Origin of the sequence: Pseudomonas sp. AE27, assembly GCF_037113495.1 — a bacterium.
Lineage (GTDB): Bacteria > Pseudomonadota > Gammaproteobacteria > Pseudomonadales > Pseudomonadaceae > Aquipseudomonas > Aquipseudomonas palmensis.
In genome coordinates, this window is sequence record NZ_CP146966.1 from 3,093,439 (window position 1) to 3,113,628 (window position 20,190).

At 59.5% G+C, this 20,190-nt stretch carries 16 protein-coding genes, 2 tRNA genes and 2 rRNA genes; 9 read left to right on the top strand and 11 right to left on the bottom strand.

What is annotated here, in order from left to right; translation table 11 throughout:
- Positions 1–56 precede the first annotated feature (56 nt).
- The 3 genes from V9K84_RS14080 to V9K84_RS14090 all read right to left on the bottom strand — a co-directional run bounded on the left by V9K84_RS14080 (position 57) and on the right by V9K84_RS14090 (position 3,183).
- A protein-coding gene (locus V9K84_RS14080; RefSeq protein WP_338790690.1) for an IS3 family transposase occupies positions 57–1,276 on the bottom strand; the annotation gives its coding sequence in 2 pieces (ribosomal slippage) (positions 57–928 and positions 928–1,276; 1,221 coding nt in all).
- A 100-nt stretch (positions 1,277–1,376) separates the two neighbouring features.
- Complete coding sequence (gene cheR, locus V9K84_RS14085) at positions 1,377–2,204, bottom strand: protein-glutamate O-methyltransferase CheR (protein ID WP_043861780.1); 828 nt, start codon at positions 2,202–2,204, stop codon at positions 1,377–1,379.
- A 49-nt stretch (positions 2,205–2,253) separates the two neighbouring features.
- Positions 2,254–3,183 (bottom strand): chemotaxis protein CheV, encoded by a 930-nt coding sequence (locus V9K84_RS14090; RefSeq protein WP_043861779.1) that lies wholly within the window; start codon positions 3,181–3,183, stop codon positions 2,254–2,256.
- 68 nt (positions 3,184–3,251) lie between these two features.
- Between V9K84_RS14090 and flgA the strand changes: the two genes are divergently transcribed.
- The 4 genes from flgA to V9K84_RS14110 all read left to right on the top strand — a co-directional run bounded on the left by flgA (position 3,252) and on the right by V9K84_RS14110 (position 5,829).
- Positions 3,252–4,004 carry a flagellar basal body P-ring formation chaperone FlgA gene (gene flgA, locus V9K84_RS14095; RefSeq protein WP_043861778.1) on the top strand — a complete coding sequence of 251 codons (753 nt, stop codon included), beginning with the start codon at positions 3,252–3,254 and terminating at the stop codon, positions 4,002–4,004.
- A 175-nt stretch (positions 4,005–4,179) separates the two neighbouring features.
- The gene (flgM, locus tag V9K84_RS14100; RefSeq protein ID WP_043861777.1) at positions 4,180–4,491 is read left to right on the top strand and encodes a flagellar biosynthesis anti-sigma factor FlgM; all 312 of its coding nucleotides are present in this window, start codon (positions 4,180–4,182) and stop codon (positions 4,489–4,491) included.
- Positions 4,492–4,537: 46 nt separating this feature from the next.
- Positions 4,538–5,005, top strand: coding sequence for a flagellar protein FlgN (locus V9K84_RS14105; protein ID WP_043861776.1), 468 nt, complete (start codon positions 4,538–4,540; stop codon positions 5,003–5,005).
- Positions 5,006–5,085: 80 nt separating this feature from the next.
- Positions 5,086–5,829, top strand: coding sequence for a flagellar brake protein (locus V9K84_RS14110; protein WP_043861775.1), 744 nt, complete (start codon positions 5,086–5,088; stop codon positions 5,827–5,829).
- Positions 5,830–5,966: 137 nt separating this feature from the next.
- On the opposite strand, the gene V9K84_RS14115 is transcribed toward V9K84_RS14110, so the two are convergent.
- The 3 genes from V9K84_RS14115 to bkdR all read right to left on the bottom strand — a co-directional run bounded on the left by V9K84_RS14115 (position 5,967) and on the right by bkdR (position 9,449).
- Entirely contained in the window at positions 5,967–7,307 is a 1,341-nt protein-coding gene (locus tag V9K84_RS14115; RefSeq protein WP_043861774.1) for an MFS transporter, read from the bottom strand.
- Between the two features lie 173 nt (positions 7,308–7,480).
- Positions 7,481–8,722: a glutamine synthetase family protein gene (locus V9K84_RS14120; RefSeq protein ID WP_177332976.1), complete on the bottom strand. Its 1,242-nt coding sequence runs from the start codon at positions 8,720–8,722 to the stop codon at positions 7,481–7,483.
- A 235-nt stretch (positions 8,723–8,957) separates the two neighbouring features.
- The gene (gene bkdR / locus V9K84_RS14125; RefSeq protein ID WP_043861772.1) at positions 8,958–9,449 is read right to left on the bottom strand and encodes a Bkd operon transcriptional regulator BkdR; all 492 of its coding nucleotides are present in this window, start codon (positions 9,447–9,449) and stop codon (positions 8,958–8,960) included.
- A gap of 199 nt (positions 9,450–9,648) precedes the next feature.
- On the opposite strand from bkdR, the gene V9K84_RS14130 reads away from it, so the two are divergent.
- From V9K84_RS14130 to lpdA, 4 genes are read left to right on the top strand one after another with little or no spacing between them, the layout of a single operon-like run.
- The gene (locus tag V9K84_RS14130) at positions 9,649–10,881 is read left to right on the top strand and encodes a 3-methyl-2-oxobutanoate dehydrogenase (2-methylpropanoyl-transferring) subunit alpha (RefSeq protein WP_088513831.1); all 1,233 of its coding nucleotides are present in this window, start codon (positions 9,649–9,651) and stop codon (positions 10,879–10,881) included.
- A 1-nt stretch (position 10,882) separates the two neighbouring features.
- Positions 10,883–11,941, top strand: a complete 1,059-nt coding sequence (locus V9K84_RS14135) for an alpha-ketoacid dehydrogenase subunit beta (RefSeq protein WP_043861770.1) — start codon at positions 10,883–10,885, stop codon at positions 11,939–11,941.
- Positions 11,942–13,237 (top strand): dihydrolipoamide acetyltransferase family protein, encoded by a 1,296-nt coding sequence (locus V9K84_RS14140; protein WP_088513830.1) that lies wholly within the window; start codon positions 11,942–11,944, stop codon positions 13,235–13,237.
- Between the two features lie 2 nt (positions 13,238–13,239).
- Positions 13,240–14,622 (top strand): dihydrolipoyl dehydrogenase, encoded by a 1,383-nt coding sequence (lpdA, locus tag V9K84_RS14145; protein ID WP_054915651.1) that lies wholly within the window; start codon positions 13,240–13,242, stop codon positions 14,620–14,622.
- 37 nt (positions 14,623–14,659) lie between these two features.
- On the opposite strand, the gene V9K84_RS14150 is transcribed toward lpdA, so the two are convergent.
- Positions 14,660–15,664, bottom strand: a complete 1,005-nt coding sequence (locus V9K84_RS14150) for a sensor domain-containing diguanylate cyclase (protein ID WP_054915652.1) — start codon at positions 15,662–15,664, stop codon at positions 14,660–14,662.
- A 317-nt stretch (positions 15,665–15,981) separates the two neighbouring features.
- Between V9K84_RS14150 and V9K84_RS14155 the strand changes: the two genes are divergently transcribed.
- Positions 15,982–16,524 (top strand): hypothetical protein, encoded by a 543-nt coding sequence (locus V9K84_RS14155; RefSeq protein ID WP_143516603.1) that lies wholly within the window; start codon positions 15,982–15,984, stop codon positions 16,522–16,524.
- A 121-nt stretch (positions 16,525–16,645) separates the two neighbouring features.
- Here V9K84_RS14155 and rrf read toward each other — a convergent pair.
- From rrf to V9K84_RS14175, 4 genes are all read right to left on the bottom strand, one after another.
- Positions 16,646–16,761 (bottom strand): 5S ribosomal RNA (rrf, locus tag V9K84_RS14160).
- 138 nt (positions 16,762–16,899) lie between these two features.
- Positions 16,900–19,789: ribosomal RNA gene (locus V9K84_RS14165) — 23S ribosomal RNA — on the bottom strand.
- Between the two features lie 224 nt (positions 19,790–20,013).
- Positions 20,014–20,089, bottom strand: a tRNA-Ala gene (locus V9K84_RS14170).
- Positions 20,090–20,096: 7 nt separating this feature from the next.
- Positions 20,097–20,173: transfer RNA gene (locus V9K84_RS14175), tRNA-Ile, on the bottom strand.
- Positions 20,174–20,190 lie beyond the last annotated feature (17 nt).

The window sequence follows — 20,190 nt, forward strand, 5'->3', positions numbered from 1 at the left end:
AGCAGCTTGTCTAGTCCTGAAATAGGTTTACACCTGTTCAGGTAGGCCGATAGGCCTCAAAACGCCTGATGCACCGCATCGGGCGTTTTGTTTTTCAGGGCCATATGGGGCCGTTCTGTGTTGTAGATCTGCACTGCCTCATCAACCATCTGCCTCGCTTGCTCCAGATCTTCAGGGCTGCTCAACAGCAGCTCCATCTTGAGGATTCCGTTGATTCGCTCAGCCAGCGCGTTCTGGTAGCAGTCATACCCATCAGTCATGGAGCACTGAACGCCGTGCCGTTGGTGCAGTGACTGGTATAGCGCCGAGCAATATTGGATGCCTCGATCCGAATGGTGGACTAATGGCTGGCGATGACGTCGCTTTCGTAAGGCCTGCTTGAAGGCTTGCGCTACTGACTCGGCATGCAGGCTTTCATGGACGTGGTGACCAACAATTTTCCTGGAGTACGCGTCCGTTACCAGGCTCAGGTACAGCGGGCCGTTGCGTGCGGGCAGATAAGTAATGTCGGCAACCCAGACGTGCTCCGGCCTTGTCGGGACGACTTGGCTTGGACCGGGCTTGATTAAGTTGGGATGGCGGTAGAAGCGATGAAAGCTCTGTGTTGTCTTGTGGTATGCCCGCTTGGGCAGTACCAGCAAACGGCGCTCTCCCAAGACCTGAAACAGCCTATCTCGGCCGACCTGGAATCGTTTGTCAGGTTGGCAATGCAGCAAATAGTGCAGCTTACGGGTACCCAGACGGGGCTGGCGCAGCCGGACTTGCTGAACAAACTGAACCACCCGATCTGCCTGGCGCTCTTTGCCATCAGCAGCTCGGTTGCGCTTGTAGTAAGCCTGTCGACTGATGCCTAGAAACTGACAAGCCCTGGCAATGCTCAGTCCTGCGACTTGACCTTGCGAGAGGACTTGCCGGATCGCTTTTTTACGACCGAGACACCATAGTCATTTTTCAGAACATCAACGACCGTTTCAAAGAACTGGGCCTTCTGGCTCATCAGCTCAAGCTGCTGCTCAAGCTCTTTGATCCGCTGCTCTGGAGTGAGCGTTTTGGGGTCAGACATCGCGCAGCTCCTCTCGTCGCGGATCGAAGCCCCCTGGCTCCAATCCTGCCGACCGTGCTTACGCAACCATACCAGAACCGTCGACCGTCCCTGGATGCCATACCGCACCTGGGCCTGCTTGTAGGTCAGTTCGCCTTTTTCAATCTGATCAACCACCGCCAATTTAAAAGACAGTGAGTAATCACGCTGTGTGCGCTTTACACCTTGTTCCATCTGACTCTCCGGAAATTCGGGATGGGAGGTGTAAACCTTATTCAGGACGGGACAGCTGCATGAAAAAGGCCGGTGTCTCGCGACACCGGCCTTTTTCGTTTCACTTGGCCTGGTAGATGATCCCCGGGCTGCACTGCACCATCTGGTAATGGTCGGGCAGCCCGTTGAGCGCCTCGGACGCCCCCAGGAACAGGTAACCGCCGGGCTTGAGCGTGCCGTGAATGCGCAGCAGGATGTCCTTCTTCACCTGGGCGGAGAAGTAGATCAGCACGTTGCGGCAGAACACGATGTCGAACTTGCCCAGGCTCGCGTAGCTGTCGAGCAGGTTGAACGAACGAAACTCGACGCGGCTGCGGATCGGGGCCTTGACTGCCCAGCGCCCCGGCCCCTTGGGGTCGAAATAGCGTTGCAGGCGCTCCTGGGACAAGCCACGGGCAATGGCCAGGCTGTCGTACTCACCGGTCTTGCAGTTGGCCAGCATCGAGCCGGACAGGTCGGTGGCGACGATCTGCGCGCCCATCTTCAATTGCCCGATGTTGCTGCGCTCGAACTCATCGATGGCCATGGAGATCGAGTACGGCTCCTGCCCCGACGAACAGGCCGCCGACCAGATGCGCAGGCGCTGGCCAGGGTTGGCCTTGATCTGCTCGGGCAAGACCTTGTTCTTGAGCACCTCGAACGGATAGTTGTCGCGAAACCACAGGGTTTCGTTGGTGGTCATCGCATCGACCACCTGCTCGCGCAAGCCGCTGCGCGGCTGGGTCTGGATCCGCTGCACCAGCTCGCTCAACGATTTGATGCCCTGCTGTTCCATCAGCTTGTTGAGACGGCTGGAGACCAGATACTGCTTGTTTTCGCCCAGCAGGATGCCACAGGCTTTTTCCAGGAAGACCCGGAATTGTTCGAAATCCAAATTACCCGTAGACAATGATGCCGCCTCTTAAATCATGTGTAACGCCAGGGACGAGCCCTGGCCGTTAGTGGGTGGCCTTGATCCGGTCGACCACGCGTTGCGCCAGGTCATCCGGCCGGAACTTGGCGAGAAAATCATCCGCGCCCACCTTCTTGACCATGGCCTGGTTGAAGACGCCGGAAAGCGAAGTATGCAGGATGATGTGCAACTTTTGCATGCGCGGGTCGTTGCGGATTTCTGCAGTCAGGGTATAGCCGTCCATTTCCGGCATCTCGATGTCGGAAATCATCATCAGGAATTCCTCTTCCGGATGCTTGCCCTCATCGACCATCTTGCGCAGGTAATCCAGCGCCTGCCGGCCGTCGTTGAGCGCCACCACCTCGACCCCCACCGTCTGCAGGCAACGGCTGACCTGCTTGCGTGCCACCGAGGAGTCATCCACGGTGAGCACGCGCAGCGACACGGCCTTGACCTGCACTTCTTCGTCGACCACACCCAGGGAGATCGCCTCGGAGGTCGGCGAGACCTCGGCGAGGATCTTCTCCACGTCGATGATCTCGACCATCTTGCCGTCCACCCGGGTCACGGCCGTCAGGTAATGGTCACGACCGGTGCCCTTGGGTGGCGGATGGATCTCCTCCCAGTTCATGTTGACGATGCGTTCGACCGAGTGCACCAGAAACCCCTGGGTCTTGGTGTTGTACTCGGTGATGATCACGAAGCTCTTGCTGACATCTTCACTCAGACCGGGCATGCCGGTCGCCATCGCCAGATCCAGGATCGGGATGGTTGCCCCACGAATATTCGCCACACCGCGCACCACCGGGTTGGACTTGGGCATCACGGTCAGGTTCGGGCATTGCAGCACCTCCCGCACCTTGAACACGTTGATCCCGTACAGCTGCTCGCCATTGAGGCGGAACAACAGCAGTTCGAGACGGTTCTGCCCTACCAGTTGTGTGCGCTGGTTAACCGAATCCATTACACCAGCCATGCCAGACTCCTCGACCAAATGCTCGAGCGTCGTACCGCAGTCGGCACGCGCCTTGCTTTTTTAACTGTATGAACACGAAAACGACATTTTTCCGACGCCTGACCCGCCCCTTGCCCGGCATCCTTGCTGCGCTGTGCCTGCTGGCCCCCGGCGTTCGAACTCTGGCTGACGCTTTCACCTTGCCTGAACAGCTTATCGGTGTCACTCAGGGGTTTCTTGAATTCACGGTCGAGGATTACCTGGCGACCAGCCAGACCGAAGGGCGCTTCGAGATCCAGGTCAACAGCCTCGACCCGCGCCTGCGCATGCCACTGTGCGACCAGCAACTGGGCGCCACCCTGGAAAGCCCGGCGCAACCGCTGGGCAGGGTGACCGTGCGCGTACGCTGCGATGGCAGCTCTCCGTGGACGGTGTTCGTGCCGGCCCAGGTGCGGCTGTTTCGCAATGTGGTGACCGTGGCGCGTCCGCTCAAGCGCGACAGCGTGGTCGGCGAACAGGACGTGAGCCTGCGCGAGCGGGACGTGGGCATGCTCAACCAGGGCTACCTGACCAGCCTGGAGCAGGCCGTGGGCCTGAAGGTCATCCGACCGACGGTCATCGATCAGGTGCTCACGCCGCTGCATCTGGAGCAGGCCGAAGTGGTCCGCAAGGGCGATCATGTGGTCATCATCGCCCGCAGCGGCACGCTGAGCGTGCGCATGCCGGGAGAAGCCTTGAGCAAGGGCGGCATCAGTGAACAGATACGGGTACGCAATCTGAACTCCAAACGGGTGGTGAAGGCACGGGTCACTGGACCAGGGCAGGTGGAAGTCGCGATGTGAAGCGGGGCACGACGCCAGAACAAACAAGGCTGGCGGTCAGGAACCGCTTTTCCTAAACTGTGTCGAACCGGGTTGATGGGCTGGCCGCGCAAGCTGCACTGCATTTGCGTCTAAAGTTTCTTTCGGGTTGGCCGAAAACAAGGCAAGCGTCCAAACACCCAGAGGTTTTCTGATCATGGTCATCGACTTCAGTCGTTTGAATAATTCCCCGTCCGTGACGGGCGCCGTGCGCACTGGCAACAGCCAGGAAAGCACGGCCACTGCTCGCACCGCCACCAGCGCTACCGAGGCTGGCCAGAGCGGAGAAGCCGTACACCTGAGCCACGAGGCCCAGCAGTTGCAACAGGTCAGCGACAAGCTGCGCGATCAACCGGTTGTCAACAGCGCCCGCGTGGCCGAGTTGAAACAGGCCATCGCCGACGGCAGCTACCAGGTGGACGCCCAGCGCGTCGCCAGCAAACTGCTTAATTTCGAAGCCCAGCGCTAGCCCTCTGGCGCGCTGACTTCAGGACGCTAGAACCAAGAGCCAGCCAATGCACGACACTACTCTGCTGCAACTGATCGAAGATGATATTGCTCCAGCGCAACAACTGCTCGAGTTGTTGCAGGCTGAAGCCGTGGCCCTGCATGGCCGCGACATGCCCTTGCTGGAAAATATTCTGGCCCGCAAGCAATCGCTGGTGGTGCTGCTCGATCAAGGCGGACAACGACGTAGTGCGCTGCTTGCGAACCTGGGCCTGCCGCAAAGCCGCGAAGGTGTAGTGGCCATGGCCGAGCAATCGGACCTGGGCTCCCTGCTCATCGAGCAGCTCGATGTGCTGGCTGCGCTGATGAATGATTGCCAGGCGGTCAACGCACGCAACGGCCAGGCGATCCAGCTTCAGCAGTACACCACCGAAAACCAGATCAAGATCCTCATGGGTGGCGAATCACCGTCGCTCTACGATGCCCGTGGCACTACATCGCCGCTTTCAAAGCCTCGTGCACTCAGCCAGGCGTGACCCCCTCTATCAAGGCACGATTCATGCTGGCAGAATGCCAGCAATTGCCTGTGTCGTTTTTGCCTGGAGATTCATCAACCGTGTTCAATGACGAAGAAGCTCCTCAGCCTCCGAAGGTGCTGACTACGCCTTTGGAAATTGCCGCTCATTTGCGGATGTTGCTAGAGAGCCATGACCCACTGATCATCACGTTCCCCGAACGCAGCCAGCGCTTCCAGAGTTATGTGGTGGAGGTAGACCGGGACAGCAACAGCATGGCCCTGGACGAAATGATCCCGCGCGATGGCGAACGCTTCCTCGAAAATGGCGAACCATTCCGTATCGAAGGCTTCCATGACGGCGTGCGCATTGCCTGGGACTGCACTACCCCGCTGAGCATCAGCACCTCTGACGGCTCACGCTGCTACCGCGGCAGCCTGCCCACAGAAGTTACCTATCACCAGCGTCGCAATGCGTTTCGCGCAGCACTGAAGCTGTCGCAACTGGTCGACGTGATTTTCGACGGCGAGAAACTGCGTGGCGAGCACCCGCTCAAGGGCAAGCTGCTGGATATTTCGGCTACCGGCTGCAAGCTTCGCTTCGAGGGCGATATCGAGGAGCGGTTGCAGTTGGGCCAGGTCTACGAGAAGTTTGCTACCGGCCTGCCGCTGGGGCTTTCTCAGGTAATGGTCGAGCTGCGCCACCTGCACTATGAAGAGCGCTTGAACGCCACCTTCGCCGGCATTCGCTTTCATAACGTGACAGGACAGATGGCGCGCAAGATCGAAAGCTTTGTGTACCAGCTGCAACGTGAAGCGCGACGCTTCGACAAAGACGATTACTGATAGACATCACGCTTCACATTTCCAAGGGTCGCTACCCATTCAGCGGCAACGGATTCATCCGCAAAGGGGCGCCTGGCGCCCCGCCTGCCAGCGGAACTCAGACGCAGCCCTTCGCCACTATCTGCCCCCCACGCCACTCACACTTCTGGCGCAGGCTTGACAGGTTCGACGCCCTCAGCCTCCCCGGGCGTGCCCTCCTCCTCGGTATCTTCGGCACCTACCGGTGCCTGCATCTGATCCTGCACCACCTGCTCATCAACCCGCGGGTCGAGCGCCGCAGACAGCGGTGAACCTGCCGCCGGCATCGCTACGTGAAGCAATGGCGCATCCTCGACCTGATGCAGGTTGGTAACCGCTTTGGGACGGATGCGCCACACCAGCACCAGCGCGAAGAAACAGAAGAACGCGTACAGCATCTGGTCGCCCAGGGTCTTCATCAGCACACCGGCCACCAGCGGCCCGATGCTCGCCCCCACGCCATAGGTCACCAGCAGCATCGCGGTGAGCGAGACCCGTCGCTCGCTTTCAACGTGGTCGTTGGAAAACGCCACCGCCAGCGGGTAGAGGCAGAACTGCAGCAGCGAGACCGCAAAACCGGTGATGAACAGCACCTCGAGCGGTACGCTCGGCAGCAGCGCCAATGGCAGGGAGGTGACGGCCAGCCCCACCGCCACACTGCGAATCAGCACGGCCCGGTCGTAACGGTCCGACAACCAGCCCAATGGCCACTGCACCAGCAGGCCGGCAAAGATGCAGCAGCCCATGAACACACCGACCTGTTCTGTACTGAGCCCCTGCTTGGAGGCGTACAGAGGCGCCAGACCATAGAACGACCCCACGATCAGCCCCGCCCCGAGTACCGTACTCAGCGACTGGGGGACGCGCTTGATGAAGAACCGCGGCTCCATGGGGGCCGGACGCAGCGGTGCGGGGTGGATGCGCCGGGTCAGGGCCACCGGAACCAGGCACAGCGCAAAGCACATGGCCACCAGCATCAGCAGCTCCAGGCCCAACTGCGGGTGAACCACCAGAATCAGCTGGCCCAGTACCAGGCCCAGATAGGAGGCGATCATGTAACCGCTGAACACTGCCCCACGCTGCTTGGCGTCGGCCTGTTCGTTGAGCCAGCTCTCGATCACCATGTACTGGCACATCATGCCCAGGCCGACGATCACCCGCAGCAGCAGCCAGGCCGGCAACCAGCTGACCAGACCATGACCAAGCACCGCTGCGCCGACGATGCCGGCACACGTAGCGTAGGCGCGGATATGCCCCACTCTGGCGATCAGCCGGTGACCGATCTTGCCACCCAGCGCCAGGCCGAAATAGTTGGCCGCCATCAGCGCACCGACCCACAGGCTGTCGACCTGATCGGCCGCCAGGCGCAGGGCCAGGTAGGTGCTCAACAGGCCGGAACCGATCAACATCATCAATGCGGCGAAATACAGCGCGCGAAAAGACTTCCAGATACTTCGCATCGACGTCCCTGAGGGCCCCTTGAGCAGGTGAAAAAACTGCTTGAAAGCATAAGTGAAAAAAACGCCGACGCGGCGGGCCGGGCATAAAAAAACAGGTGACAAACCATGATCTCGATCATGGCTGCCACCTGCCTCTGCTTACCCTGGCGCCAGGCGGCATTGCCGCTCCGCAGTTACGCCTGTGCCGCCAGCACGCGCCGCTCCCACGGGGTGATCTCGTCGAAGAAGCTGGTCAGTTCCAGGGTCTTGGACGCGATGTAACCTTCGATGAACTCAGTCCCGAACAGTTCCCTCGCCAACTGGCTGCGCTTGAGACGCTCCAGTGCCGCGTGCAGCGTGCAGGGCAGTGACAGGTTGTCGGGCACCTCGAATTCGCCCTGGATCGCCGGCGCCGGCTCCAGTTGCTGTTCGATGCCGTACAAGCCGGCCGCCAGGCTGGCGGCGATGGCCAGGTAGGGGTTGGTATCGGCCCCGGGCAGGCGGTTCTCGACCCTGCGCGCTACCGGTGCGCTGGCAGGGATACGCAGGCCCGCAGCGCGGTTGTCTTCAGACCAGCAGGCATTGTTGGGCGATGCATAGGGGTGGCACAGGCGCTGGTAGGAGTTGACGTTGGGTGCGAACAACGCTGTGAAGTCGGCCATGCATGCCTGCTGGCCACCGATGAAGTGATAGAAGGCAGGGGTTGGCTGCCCCTGCGCATCGCTGAACACGTTACGGCCGTTGTCGATCTCGACCACGCTCTGGTGAATGTGCATCGAACTGCCTGGGGTTCTGGCCAGCGGCTTGGCCATGCACACCACATTCAGGCCATGCTTGAGCGCAACCTCCTTGAGCAGGTGCTTGAACAGGAAGGTCTGGTCGGCAAGCAGCAGCGGGTCACCGTGCAGCAGGTTGATCTCGAACTGGCTGACGCCCATCTCGTGCATGAAGGTGTCGCGCGGCAGGCCCAGGGCCTCCATGCAACGGTAGACCTCGCTGAAGAACGGGCGCAGGCCATTGTTGGAACTGACGCTGAACGCCGAATGGCCGTCCTCGCGCCGACCGTCCAGCCCGGTGGGCGGCAGGAACGGCTGGCTCGGGTCGGGATTGGGAGCGAACACGAAGAACTCGAGTTCGGTGGCCACCACTGGCGCCAGGCCGTGCGTGCGATACCGCTCGATCACCGCCTTGAGCTGGCCGCGGGTGGACAAGCCCGAGCTCTGTCCATCGAGCTCATTGGCATCGCAGATCGCCAGTGCCCTTGGTTCGTCGCTCCAGGGCAGGCGGTAGATATGCAGGGGGTCGGCCGCCAGGGCAAGGTCGCCATCGTCGCTGCCGTAGAAGCGTGCCGCAGGGTATCCGCCCATGATGCACTGCAGCAGCACGCCGCGTGCCATCTGCAGGCGCCGCCCTTCCAGGAACCCCTCGGCGGTCATCACCTTGCCGCGAGGCACGCCATTGAGGTCGGGGGTGACGCATTCGATTTCATCAATGCCCGTCAATCGCTCGGCGAGAGAACGTTGGCCATTGGTCGTCATGACTTGATCCTTGTTATTTTTAACAAGCCGCGAACGGCGACCCGAACAACATAGTCCGGGGGTGTTAAAAATATCAAGCACCATATAGTCCCGATCGCTGGACAAACGCCGCCAGCCAACCCGTAGAAGCTGTCTACACTGTGCCTGGCAGCGTAATACCGTTGGCCGGCAGCGGCAGCGCAGTCTTGTAGCGCACCTGCTTGAGGGCGAAGCTGGAGCGAATATTGGCCACCCCGGGCAAGCGGGTGAGGTAGTCCAGAAACCGCTCCAGGGCCTGGATGCTCGGCAGCAATACACGCAGCAGGTAATCCGGATCGCCGGTCATCAGGTAGCACTCCATCACTTCCGGGCGCTCGGCGATTTCCTCTTCGAAGCGGTGCAGCGATTGCTCCACCTGTTTTTCCAGGCTGACGTGGATGAATACGTTCACGTCCAGCCCCAGCACTTCGGGCGACAGCAAGGTCACCTGCTGGCGAATCACGCCCAACTCCTCCAACGCCTTGACCCGGTTGAAACAGGGGGTGGGCGACAGGTTCACCGAACGGGCCAGCTCGGCGTTGGTGATGCGGGCATTGTCCTGAAGGCTGTTGAGAATGCCGATGTCAGTACGATCCAGTTTGCGCATGAGACAAATTCACCTGCTTCTTGTTCTTTTGAAGAATGTTTATCCGCAAGCCAGCCCAAAGGCAATGAACTTGAGAAAAATATTCTTCCGCCAGCGGAATATGATGTAGGCAAGACTGACTCTCCGGTCACAAGCCGGGTTCAGTAGCGACCGCTTCAAAGCTCAACAAAAACACAAGACAGAGCGAGCGTAAAAAAGCATGAACGAGTACGCCCCCCTGCGTCTGCATGTGCCCGAGCCTACAGGCCGGCCAGGCTGCCAGACCGATTTTTCCTACCTGCGTCTGAATGACGCCGGTCAGGTCCGCAAACCCGCCATCGATGCCGAACCCGCCGGTACCGCCGACCTTGCCTACGGGCTGATCCGCGTGCTCGACGAACAGGGCCGTGCGCTTGGCCCCTGGGCCGAGGACATCGGCCCCGAAGTGCTGCGCCAAGGCATGCGCGCGATGCTCAAGACCCGGCTGTTCGACAGCCGCATGGTCGTTGCGCAGCGCCAGAAGAAGATGTCCTTCTACATGCAGAGTCTGGGCGAGGAAGCCATCGGCAGCGGCCAGGCACTGGCCTTGAACCGCAGCGACATGTGCTTCCCCACCTACCGCCAGCAGAGCATCCTGATGGCCCGCGACGTGTCGCTGGTGGAAATGATCTGCCAGCTGCTGTCCAACGAGCGCGACCCGCTCAAGGGTCGCCAACTGCCCATCATGTACTCGGTGCGCGAAGCCGGCTTCTTCACCATCAGCGGTAACCTGGCGACCCAGTTCGTGCAGGCGGTCGGCTGGGCCATGGCCTCGGCCATCAAGGGCGATACCAAGATCGCTTCGGCCTGGATCGGCGATGGTGCTACGGCCGAGTCGGACTTCCACACCGCGCTGACCTTCGCACACGTGTACCAGGCCCCGGTGATTCTCAACGTGGTCAACAACCAGTGGGCCATCTCCACCTTCCAGGCCATCGCCGGTGGTGAATCCACCACCTTCGCCGGCCGCGGCGTTGGCTGTGGCATCGCTTCGCTGCGGGTCGACGGCAACGACTTCATCGCGGTGTACGCGGCCTCGCGCTGGGCCGCCGAACGTGCCCGCCGCGGCCTGGGCCCGACCCTGATCGAATGGGTGACTTACCGCGCCGGGCCGCACTCCACGTCGGACGACCCGTCCAAGTACCGTCCGTCCGACGACTGGAGCCACTTCCCCCTCGGCGACCCGATCGCCCGCCTCAAGCAGCACCTGGTGGCCATCGGGCACTGGTCGGAGCAAGAGCATCAGGCGGTGACTGCTGAGCTGGAAGCCGAAATCATCAGTGCGCAGAAGGAAGCCGAGCAGTACGGCACCCTGGCCGGCGGGCAGATGCCCAGCCCGGCGAGCATTTTCGAGGATGTGTACAAGGAAATGCCGGAACACCTGCGGCGCCAGCGCCAGGAACTGGGGATCTGACATGAACGATCACAACACCACTATCCAGTTGGAAACCGCCATGGCGACTACCACCATGACCATGATCCAGGCCCTGCGCTCGGCCATGGATATCATGCTTGAGCGCGATGACAATGTTGTCGTCTATGGCCAGGACGTCGGTTACTTCGGCGGCGTGTTCCGCTGCACCGAAGGGCTGCAGAACAAGTACGGCAAGTCGCGGGTGTTCGACGCACCGATCTCCGAAAGCGGTATCGTCGGCACCGCCGTGGGCATGGGTGCCTATGGCCTGCGCCCTGTGGTGGAAATCCAGTTTGCCGACTACTTCTACCCTGCCTCGGACCAGATCGTCTCGGAGATGGCCCGCCTGCGCTACCGCTCTGCCGGCGAGTTTGTGGCCCCGCTGACCCTGCGCATGCCGTGCGGTGGCGGCATCTACGGCGGCCAGACCCACAGCCAGAGCCCGGAGGCGATGTTCACCCAGGTCTGCGGCCTGCGTACCGTGATGCCTTCGAACCCCTACGACGCCAAGGGCCTGTTGATCGCCTCGATCGAAAACGACGACCCGGTGATCTTCCTGGAGCCCAAGCGCCTGTACAACGGCCCTTTCGACGGGCACCACGACCGGCCGGTAACGCCCTGGTCCAAACACCCCGCCAGCGCCGTACCGGATGGCTACTACACCGTGCCACTGGACAAGGCTGCCATCACCCGCCCAGGCAATGCGGTGACGGTACTGACCTACGGCACCACGGTGTATGTATCCCAGGTGGCTGCCGAAGAGACCGGCATCGACGCCGAGGTCATCGACCTGCGCAGCCTGTGGCCGCTGGACCTGGAGACCATCGTCGAGTCGGTGAAGAAGACCGGCCGCTGTGTGGTCGTGCACGAAGCCACCCGCACCTGCGGCTTTGGCGCCGAGCTGGTGGCGCTGGTACAGGAGCACTGCTTCCATCACCTCGAAGCCCCGATCGAACGTGTCACCGGTTGGGACACCCCCTACCCGCACGCGCAGGAATGGGCGTACTTCCCCGGCCCATCGCGAGTGGGTGCGGCATTGAAACGGGTCATGGAGGTCTGAATGGGCACGCACGTCATCAAGATGCCGGACATCGGCGAAGGCATCGCACAGGTTGAGCTGGTGGAATGGTTCGTAAAGGTCGGCGATACCGTCACCGAAGATCAGGTGGTCGCCGACGTCATGACCGACAAGGCCACCGTGGAAATTCCTTCGCCGGTCACCGGCAAGGTGCTGGCCCTGGGCGGCCAGCCCGGTGAGGTCATGGCCGTAGGCAGCGAGCTGATTCGCATCGAGGTCGAAGGGGCCGGCAACTATCAGGAAGGCGCCGGCAAGCCGGCAGCAGCCACGCCGCCTGCGGTAGCTGCCGCACCGAAGGCCAGCGTACCCGAAGCCCAACCCCAGCCCGCCGTCGTGTCTACCCCGGCAGCGGCACCTTCAGGCAACGCACAGCGTTCACCGACGATCGTGCCACGTGAGGCCAACGAGCGTCCGCTGGCCTCCCCGGCGGTGCGCAAGCGCGCGCTGGATGCGGGCATAGAGCTGCGCTATGTGCATGGTAGTGGCCCTGCCGGGCGCATCCTGCACGAAGACCTGGACGCTTTTCTCGTTCAACCGAGCACCAGCAGTGCATCGGGCCCCGGTGGCTATGCAAGGCGTGACGACAGCGAGCAGGTGCCTGTGATCGGCCTGCGCCGTAAGATCGCGCAGCGCATGCAGGATGCCAAGCGCCGCGTCGCGCACTTCAGCTATGTCGAGGAAATCGACGTGACCGCGCTGGAAGAACTGCGCGTGCACCTGAACAAGAAGCATGGTGACAGCCGCGGCAAGCTGACCCTGCTGCCCTTCCTGGTACGGGCAATGGTGATCGCCGCGCGCGAATTCCCGCAGATCAACGCCACCTATGACGACGAAGCCCAGCTCATTACCCGCCATGGTGCAGTGCATGTGGGTATCGCCACCCAGGGCGACAACGGGCTGATGGTACCGGTGCTGCGCCATGCCGAGGCCGGCAGCCTGTGGAGCAATGCCAGCGAGATCGCCCGGGTAGCCAACGCCGCCCGCAACAACAAGGCCAGCCGTGAAGAGCTGTCCGGCTCGACCATTACGCTCACCAGCCTCGGCGCACTGGGCGGCATCGTCAGCACACCGGTGGTGAACACGCCGGAGGTGGCCATTGTCGGGGTCAACCGCATCGTCGAGCGGCCAATGGTGGTCAACGGCCAGATCGTGGTGCGCAAGATGATGAACCTGTCCAGTTCGTTCGACCATCGTGTGGTCGACGGCATGGACGCCGCGCTCTTCATCCAGGCCATCCGCGGCCTGCTCGAACAACCTGCCAGCCTGTTTGTGGAGTGACCATGCAGACTCTCAATACCACCCTGCTGATCATTGGGGGCGGCCCCGGCGGTTATGTCGCGGCGATTCGTGCCGGTCAACTGGGCATCCCCACTGTACTGGTCGAAGGCCAGGCACTGGGCGGCACCTGCCTGAACATCGGCTGTATTCCATCCAAGGCACTGATCCATGTAGCGGAGCAGTTCCACCAGACTTGTCAGCACAGCCAGCACTCCAGCCTGGGCATCAAGGTACAGGCTCCCAGCCTGGACATTACCCAGAGCGTGGCCTGGAAGGACGGCATCGTCGACCGCCTGACCAGCGGCGTTGCCGCCTTGCTGAAGAAACACGGCGTGACGGTGATTCATGGCTGGGCAAGGATCGTCGACGGCAAAACCGTCGACGTCGAAGGCCAGCGCATTCAGTGCGAGCACCTGCTGCTCGCCACGGGCTCCAGCAGTGTGGAGCTGCCCATGCTTCCACTGGGCGGCCCGATCATCTCGTCCACCGAAGCCCTGGCCCCGCAACGCCTGCCAAGGCGCCTGACGGTGGTGGGTGCAGGCTATATCGGCCTGGAGCTGGGTATTGCCTACCGCAAGCTGGGGGTCGAGGTAAGCGTGGTGGAAGCGCGCGAGCGTATCCTGCCTACGTATGACAGCGAGCTCACTCAGCCGGTAGCCGAGTCGCTGAAGAAACTGGGCATGACGCTGTACCTCAAGCACAGCGTCGAAGGCTTCGATAACGCCACCCAGTGCCTGCAGATCAGGGACCCGCATGGCGAACAGTTGAGGCTGGAAACCGATCAGGTGCTGGTTGCCGTAGGACGTCGGCCACGCACTCAAGGGTTCAACCTGGAAACCCTGGAGCTCAAGATGAATGGCTCAGCCATTGCCATCGATGAGCGTTGCCAGACCAGCATGCGCAATGTGTGGGCAATCGGCGATCTGAGCGGCGAGCCGATGCTGGCCCACCGCGCCATGGCCCAGGGCGAGATGGTGGCCGAACTCATCGCCGGCAAGCAGCGGGTTTTCGATCCGGTGGCCATCGCGGCAGTGTGCTTTACCGACCCCGAGGTGGTGGTGGCAGGCAAGACACCCGAGGCCGCACAACAGCAAGGCCTGGATTGCATCGTTGCGCAGTTCCCGTTCGCGGCCAATGGCAGGGCCATGACGCTGGAATCCAAAAGCGGCTTCGTACGCGTGGTGGCGCGTCGCGACAATCACCTGATCCTGGGCTGGCAGGCTGTCGGCGTGGGGGTTTCGGAACTGTCTACCGCGTTTGCACAATCACTGGAGATGGGCGCCCGGCTCGAGGATGTGGCCGGAACCATCCATGCCCACCCTACCCTCGGAGAGGCTGTGCAGGAGGCTGCATTGCGTGCCTTGGGGCACGCGTTGCACCTGTAGCCAGAACCACTGGGCGTCGATCATCGACGCCCAGGCATCAGGCGATCTGGTTCTTGCCGCCGGCCTTGGCGCGATAGAGCGCCTGGTCGGCACGGGCGACCAGTTGCTCCGGGCGCTCGCCGCCACGCCACTGGGCGATGCCAAAACTCAATGTGACGCGGTGCTCGCCAATTGGGGGCAACCTCAACACCTGCTGGCGGATGGCATCGGCTACCGCCATTGCTGCCTGCAGGTCACTCCCTGGCATCAACACCATGAACTCGTCACCCCCCCATCGGGCAAGCAGGTGCTCGGGGCCGACACACTTACGGATCTGTTCGACCACCTCTACCAGGGCGGTATCGCCACGGGCGTGGCCGTAACGATCATTGATCGGCTTGAAATCGTCGAAATCCATCAGGATCAGGCTCAAGGGCAAACGAAAGCGGCCGGCACGTTCGCATTCCTGAAGCAGGGCCTTTTCCAGGCGATAACGATTGGCCGCCAGGGTCAACGAGTCGCGCTCGGCCAGGTCACGGTTCTCATCGAGCTGACGTTTCAGTTGCTCGTTCACCCAGCACAGTTCCCGGGTCCGTTCGGCAATCAGTGACTCCAGCGAGCTGTTGCGCTGCTCCAGATGGGCAACCAGGCGCTTGCGGTCGTCGATGTTGCGGTGTGCACCGAACATCCTGGCCACCGAGCCATCAGGGTTGCGCGCAACCACATGCCCGCTGTCCTCGATCCACAGGTAGCTGCCATCCTTGCAACGGCAACGGTACTCCACCTGGTAGCTTGGCGCGCGCTGGCTCAGGTAGTCCTCGAAGCAGGCCATCACCCGCGGGTAGTCCTCGGGGTGAATGACGTTTTCCCAGGTGAACACCGTATTGTCCAGCGAGTGGCTGGGGTAGCCCAGCATGCGATACCAACCCGGGTTGCGATAGACATGGCCGGTGTTGGCGTTCCAGTCCCAGATGCCATCACTGACCAGGTCCAGGAGGGTTTGCAGTTGCTCTTGCCCCAGGTCGCTCAATGGCGCCATCACGCAAGCGGTATTCTCACTCATGGACACTCTCCCCTGTCCAGCAACTACGCCCCAGCTCAATGATGGTGCTGCCGATTGTTATGCGCCAAAGCCTGCGCGAAATTTCGAACAATATACTCGCGAAAGAATGGAAGCGGCAGGCGGAACCGACCGCACGTCCAACTGCACGCCTTGGCTGTTGCCGCCTGCGGCAATCATCCTCCTCTTTGGGGCAACAGCGTGCCAGAGTAAACGGCCGAGCATTGCTGCCCCCTTGTAATACAGAGGGTTCAGAGCGTGAGGTAACTGGCACAGCCCTTGCTCTTCCCTTGCTCTGCACAGTATTGGGAGACCTTCAGGTGAGCATCATCAATGATTATGGTTGGCAGGTAGCCGCTACCACTCAGCAACGTAGCAGTGTTTCTACAGACAGCGATGCTGTGCCGTATGTACCTGTTTCAGTTGCCATCCAGTCGACGTCCGACACGCGCGGGAGTGCTAGTCACTCCGAGCAGCGCTTTCACGACAACCAGCAAGAAGCGTTCGCAAAGTTCAAGGTCAGTCTGCAGAACCTGGAAGAGATCTTTGACACGAAGGAACCAGAGAGCACTGCCTTGCAAGAGTTTCGCGACTACATGGCACTGTCTCCCGAGCAGAAAATTCGCGAGAAGATGCTGCGCGAACTTGGGCTGAGCCTTGAAGAATACGAAGAGTTACCCCCTGAGAAGAAGGAGCTGATCGACAAGCAGATCGCTCAACGCATCAAGGAAGAAATGGAGATAAAAACCATGGCCAAGCTGCAACCGCCTCAACAGATGGATGCGGTCAGTGCACTGGCAGGTTCACAGACACTGTCGGCAGAAGGCACCGACGAGAAGGACAGGACGGACCCGCTGGCCTGAATCGTATTACGTAAAAAACCACCTCCCAAGGTGGTTTTTTTATGCCCGCCTTGCAGGAAACTTTCGGCCCACAAAGACAAAACCCCTACCTGCAGATGCAGATAGGGGTTTCGGAATTTAATCTTGACGATGACCTACTCTCACATGGGGAAACCCCACACTACCATCGGCGATGCATCGTTTCACTACTGAGTTCGGGATGGGATCAGGTGGTTCCAATGCTCTATGGTCGTCAAGAAATTCTGTTGCCAGAAGGTCTTGTTCAGACACTCCAGCGAATCGGGTATGTGATGTTTGTGAGTTACAAATCTTCGGCTTACTGTGTCTTCACAACACCGCAATCTGGCCTTTCGACGCAAATTGCTTGGGTGTTATATGGTCAAGCCTCACGGGCAATTAGTATTGGTTAGCTCAACGCCTCACAGCGCTTACACACCCAACCTATCAACGTCGTAGTCTTCGACGGCCCTTCAGGGAGCTCAAGGCTCCAGTGAGATCTCATCTTGAGGCAAGTTTCCCGCTTAGATGCTTTCAGCGGTTATCTCTTCCGAACATAGCTACCCGGCAATGCCACTGGCGTGACAACCGGAACACCAGAGGTTCGTCCACTCCGGTCCTCTCGTACTAGGAGCAGCCCCTCTCAAATCTCAAACGTCCACGGCAGATAGGGACCGAACTGTCTCACGACGTTCTAAACCCAGCTCGCGTACCACTTTAAATGGCGAACAGCCATACCCTTGGGACCGGCTTCAGCCCCAGGATGTGATGAGCCGACATCGAGGTGCCAAACACCGCCGTCGATATGAACTCTTGGGCGGTATCAGCCTGTTATCCCCGGAGTACCTTTTATCCGTTGAGCGATGGCCCTTCCATACAGAACCACCGGATCACTAAGACCTACTTTCGTACCTGCTCGACGTGTCTGTCTCGCAGTCAAGCGCGCTTTTGCCTTTATACTCTACGACCGATTTCCGACCGGTCTGAGCGCACCTTCGTACTCCTCCGTTACTCTTTAGGAGGAGACCGCCCCAGTCAAACTACCCACCATACACTGTCCTCGATCCGGATAACGGACCTGAGTTAGAACCTCAAAGTTGCCAGGGTGGTATTTCAAGGATGGCTCCACGCAGACTGGCGTCCACGCTTCAAAGCCTCCCACCTATCCTACACAAGCAAATTCAAAGTCCAGTGCAAAGCTATAGTAAAGGTTCACGGGGTCTTTCCGTCTAGCCGCGGATACACTGCATCTTCACAGCGATTTCAATTTCACTGAGTCTCGGGTGGAGACAGCGCCGCCATCGTTACGCCATTCGTGCAGGTCGGAACTTACCCGACAAGGAATTTCGCTACCTTAGGACCGTTATAGTTACGGCCGCCGTTTACCGGGGCTTCGATCAAGAGCTTCGCGTTAGCTAACCCCATCAATTAACCTTCCGGCACCGGGCAGGCGTCACACCCTATACGTCCACTTTCGTGTTTGCAGAGTGCTGTGTTTTTAATAAACAGTCGCAGCGGCCTGGTATCTTCGACCGGCATGAGCTTACGGAGCAAGTCCTTCACCCTCACCGGCGCACCTTCTCCCGAAGTTACGGTGCCATTTTGCCTAGTTCCTTCACCCGAGTTCTCTCAAGCGCCTTGGTATTCTCTACCCAACCACCTGTGTCGGTTTGGGGTACGGTTCCTGGTTACCTGAAGCTTAGAAGCTTTTCTTGGAAGCATGGCATCAACCACTTCGTCGCCTAATGGCAACTCGTCATCAGCTCTCGGCCTTAAGATCCCGGATTTACCTAAGATCTCAGCCTACCACCTTAAACTTGGACAACCAACGCCAAGCTGGCCTAGCCTTCTCCGTCCCTCCATCGCAATAACCAGAAGTACAGGAATATTAACCTGTTTTCCATCGACTACGCTTTTCAGCCTCGCCTTAGGGACCGACTAACCCTGCGTCGATTAACGTTGCGCAGGAAACCTTGGTCTTTCGGCGTGGGAGTTTTTCACTCCCATTGTCGTTACTCATGTCAGCATTCGCACTTCTGATACCTCCAGCAAGCTTCTCAACTCACCTTCACAGGCTTACAGAACGCTCCTCTACCGCATCACCTAAGTGATACCCGTAGCTTCGGTGTATGGTTTGAGCCCCGTTACATCTTCCGCGCAGGCCGACTCGACTAGTGAGCTATTACGCTTTCTTTAAAGGGTGGCTGCTTCTAAGCCAACCTCCTAGCTGTCTAAGCCTTCCCACATCGTTTCCCACTTAACCATAACTTTGGGACCTTAGCTGACGGTCTGGGTTGTTTCCCTTTTCACGACGGACGTTAGCACCCGCCGTGTGTCTCCCATGCTCGGCACTTGTAGGTATTCGGAGTTTGCATCGGTTTGGTAAGTCGGGATGACCCCCTAGCCGAAACAGTGCTCTACCCCCTACAGTGATACATGAGGCGCTACCTAAATAGCTTTCGAGGAGAACCAGCTATCTCCGAGCTTGATTAGCCTTTCACTCCGATCCACAGGTCATCCGCTAACTTTTCAACGGTAGTCGGTTCGGTCCTCCAGTCAGTGTTACCTAACCTTCAACCTGCCCATGGATAGATCGCCCGGTTTCGGGTCTATACCCAGCGACTAAACGCCCTATTAAGACTCGCTTTCGCTACGCCTCCCCTATTCGGTTAAGCTCGCCACTGAATATAAGTCGCTGACCCATTATACAAAAGGTACGCAGTCACCTAACAAGTAGGCTCCCACTGCTTGTACGCATACGGTTTCAGGATCTATTTCACTCCCCTCTCCGGGGTTCTTTTCGCCTTTCCCTCACGGTACTGGTTCACTATCGGTCAGTCAGTAGTATTTAGCCTTGGAGGATGGTCCCCCCATATTCAGACAAAGTTTCTCGTGCTCCGTCCTACTCGATTTCATGACTAAGAGATTTTCGCGTACAGGGCTATCACCCACTATGGCCGCACTTTCCAGAGCGTTCCGCTAATCTCAAAGCCACTTAAGGGCTAGTCCCCGTTCGCTCGCCACTACTAAGGGAATCTCGGTTGATTTCTTTTCCTCAGGGTACTTAGATGTTTCAGTTCCCCTGGTTCGCCTCTTGCACCTATGTATTCAGTACAAGATACCTGACTTATGCCAGGTGGGTTCCCCCATTCAGAGATCTCCGGATCAAAGTCTGTTTGCCGACTCCCCGAAGCTTATCGCAGGCTACCACGTCTTTCATCGCCTCTGACTGCCAAGGCATCCACCGTATGCGCTTCTTCACTTGACCATATAACCCCAAGCAATCTGGTTATACTGTGAAGACAACATTCGCCGAAAACTTGTAATTACTCACAAATTTTACCTTAGCCTGAACACACACCAGTGAAAGTGCTGTCCAGTCTATCTTTCTATCACATACCCAAATTTTTAAAGAACGATTCTGATAAAGTTCAGAAATCAATATTCGACGCGAATATTCATTTCTAAGCTTTGACAAATTAGCAAGCGGGGTGGTGGAGCCAAGCGGGATCGAACCGCTGACCTCCTGCGTGCAAGGCAGGCGCTCTCCCAGCTGAGCTATGGCCCCAGCAAATTGGTGGGTCTGGGCAGATTCGAACTGCCGACCTCACCCTTATCAGGGGTGCGCTCTAACCAACTGAGCTACAGACCCAATCGAAGGTTGCTAAC